This window comes from Saccharothrix hoggarensis, assembly GCF_042678885.1.
Lineage (GTDB): Bacteria > Actinomycetota > Actinomycetes > Mycobacteriales > Pseudonocardiaceae > Actinosynnema > Actinosynnema hoggarensis.
Genome location: NZ_JBHTLK010000433.1, coordinates 1 through 2,320 on the forward strand (window position 1 = coordinate 1; position 2,320 = coordinate 2,320).

Consider the following 2,320-nt stretch of genomic DNA (forward strand, 5'->3'; position numbering starts at 1 on the left):
AGGCCGTCGCGCGGCTGGCCGGGTCGGCGTCGGTGCTCGTGGGCGCGGCGGCGACGGTGGACGCGGTGGCGTCCGCGATGGACGGCGCGCCGCTGGCCCACGTGGCCGCGCACGGCTCGTTCCGCGCGGACAACCCGCTGTTCTCGGCGTTGGAGCTGGCCGACGGCCCGTTGACGGTGTACGACCTGGAACGGCTGCGCACCCCACCCGCGCGGGTGGTGCTGTCGGCGTGCGACTCGGGCCTGTCGGCGGTGCGGCCCGGTGACGAGCTGATGGGCTTCACGGCCGCGTTGCTGGGGCTGGGCACCCGGACGCTGGTCGCGCCGGTCATCCCGGTGCCGGCCGACGTGACCACGCCGCTGATGGTCGACCTGCACCGCCGGCTCGACGCGGGCGAGCCGCCCGCGGTGGCGCTGGCGGGCGCTCAGGAGGCGCACCGGGAGGACGGCGACGCCGCGTTCGCCGCGAGCGCGGGTTTCCTCTGCTTCGGCGCGTAGCGCCACCCGACCCGAGGAGAAGACCGATGGCCTTCGACGAGCACCTGGCCGAGCGCGTCCGCGACGAGATCGGCGACCTGCCCGGCGTGAGCGCGAAGCGGATGTTCGGCGGGCTCGCGTTCCTGCTGCACGGCAACCTCCTGGTCGGCGTGCACGGCGACGACATGATCGCCCGCGTCGGCCCGGACGCCGCGCCCGCGTGCCTCGCCCTGCCCGGCACGCGGGTGTTCGACCGACCTCACCGGTCGGGTGATGCGCGGCTGGGTCGTGGTCGACGGCGCGGTGCTGGACGAGGACTCCGGCCTGACCGACTGGATCGGCCGGGCGCGGGAGTTCGTGGAAGGGCTGCCGCCGAAGTAGGTTGGGCGGGTGGACGCACGCGACATGCTGGCCGTGGCGGTGGCCGAGGCCCGCGCGGGCCTCGCCGAGGGCGGCATCCCGATCGGCGCGGCGCTGTTCGCCGCCGACGGCACGCTGCTCGGGCGGGGGCACAACCGGCGGGTGCAGGACGGTGACGCGTCCACCCACGCCGAGACCGCCGCGTTCCGCGACGCCGGGCGGCGGCCGGGCTACCGGGACACGGTCATGGTCACCACGTTGTCGCCCTGCTGGTACTGCAGCGGACTCGTTCGCCAGTTCGGGATACCCAAGGTGGTGATCGGCGAGGCGCGGACGTTCCACGGCGGCCACGACTGGCTCGCCGAGCACGGCGTCGAGATCACCCTGCTGGATGATCCGGAGTGCGTTCGGATGATGACCGACTTCATCGCCGCCAAGCCGGAGCTGTGGTTCGAGGACATCGGCGAGGACCACCCCGGGCGCTGACGGGGGCTCGGGCCGTCGCGGGCTCAGGCCGACGCCGGCCGTCATCAACGCGGGCGAGGGTTAACGCGGCACGACGCGCGCGGACACAATCCCGACACGGGCCGTCGCCAAGATCAGCGGGCATGAATCACTGGCACGTCGAAGATCCCGTGGACACCCTGGTGCTGGACGAGGGCGCGATCGCGGTGGAGGTGCCCGCCAGCTGGGGCGCCGAGGTCAGCCACCAGCTGCGCTCGGCGGGCCCGCTCGGCCCCATCCTCGCGATCCCCGGACCCCGGTTGCGGTGGCTGTTCCTCGCCAGACCAGACCCGGAACCCGAGCCGCGGCACGTGCCGCCGCCGGACGTCCGCTACTGGCGGGGCCCGCGCCACATCCCGGCCGCCCGGTCGCGCTGGGTGGTGCCCCCGGCGGGCGCACTGCCCCCGGTGGGGGCGGTGCGCTGCGCCATCAGGACGGTCCGCCGGCTCCGCTAGCGCGGGAGCCCGGTTCGTGGTCGGACCGGGTCACACCCTGCTCAGGGCCTCGTCGACGGAACCGACGACGGTGAACACGGAGTTCAGGCCGGTGGCCTCGATCGGTCGCTTGGTCGCCCGGCTCGTCGCGACGAGCACCAGCGTGACGCCCAGGGCGCTCGCCCGCTGACTGCCGACGACCAGCGACTCCAACCCGGCAGACCCGAGGAAGCGCACCCCGCCGAGGTCCACCACCACGGCTCGCACGTCCTCCACCAGGTGCTCGGTGAGCGGCCTGGTCAGCTCGTCCGCGCTGCTCGTGTCCAGCTCGCCCGACACGTGCAGCACCACCACGCCGTCCGAAGGTCTCTCGACCCGAACGGAAGCGAGCGTCGCCGCGGGTTCTGGCACGCCGGTTCTCCTCTCACTCTGCGACGCCGGTGGCGTCGATGTCACGGTAGTCCTCGACGGCGCTCGGCGGCGGTGCCGTGCGTGTCGCGCCGGACCGCTCGCCCCGTCGCGCTGGACGGGGCGAGCGGCGGCGCC

The 2,320-nt window shown here is 74.5% G+C and carries 4 protein-coding genes and 1 pseudogene; 4 read left to right on the top strand and 1 reads right to left on the bottom strand.

Going from position 1 to position 2,320, the window contains the following annotated elements; all coding sequences use genetic code 11:
* The 4 genes and pseudogenes from ACFQ3T_RS35970 to ACFQ3T_RS35985 form a co-directional block, all read left to right on the top strand.
* On the top strand, window positions 1–497 hold a 497-nt coding region (locus tag ACFQ3T_RS35970; RefSeq protein WP_380730531.1), incomplete at its 5' end, for a CHAT domain-containing protein.
* A gap of 26 nt (window positions 498–523) precedes the next feature.
* Window positions 524–706 (top strand): annotated as a pseudogene (locus ACFQ3T_RS35975) (TfoX/Sxy family protein); the annotation flags it as partial.
* A 175-nt stretch (window positions 707–881) separates the two neighbouring features.
* Entirely contained in the window at window positions 882–1,322 is a 441-nt protein-coding gene (locus ACFQ3T_RS35980; protein ID WP_380730534.1) for a nucleoside deaminase, read from the top strand.
* A 122-nt stretch (window positions 1,323–1,444) separates the two neighbouring features.
* A complete protein-coding gene (locus tag ACFQ3T_RS35985; protein WP_380730537.1) occupies window positions 1,445–1,795 on the top strand; it encodes a hypothetical protein in 351 nt (116 codons plus the stop codon).
* Window positions 1,796–1,825: 30 nt separating this feature from the next.
* On the opposite strand, the gene ACFQ3T_RS35990 is transcribed toward ACFQ3T_RS35985, so the two are convergent.
* Complete coding sequence (locus ACFQ3T_RS35990) at window positions 1,826–2,185, bottom strand: STAS domain-containing protein (RefSeq protein ID WP_380730540.1); 360 nt, start codon at window positions 2,183–2,185, stop codon at window positions 1,826–1,828.
* Between the last annotated feature and the right edge of the window lie 135 nt (window positions 2,186–2,320).

What these genes read in the sequence shown, in the direction of transcription:
- ACFQ3T_RS35980 (WP_380730534.1), top strand. Translation starts at nt 882, where the DNA reads ATGCTGGCCGTGGCGGTGGCCGAGGCCCGCGCGGGCCTCGCCGAGGGC.
- ACFQ3T_RS35985 (WP_380730537.1), top strand. Translation starts at nt 1,445, where the DNA reads ATGAATCACTGGCACGTCGAAGATCCCGTGGACACCCTGGTGCTGGAC.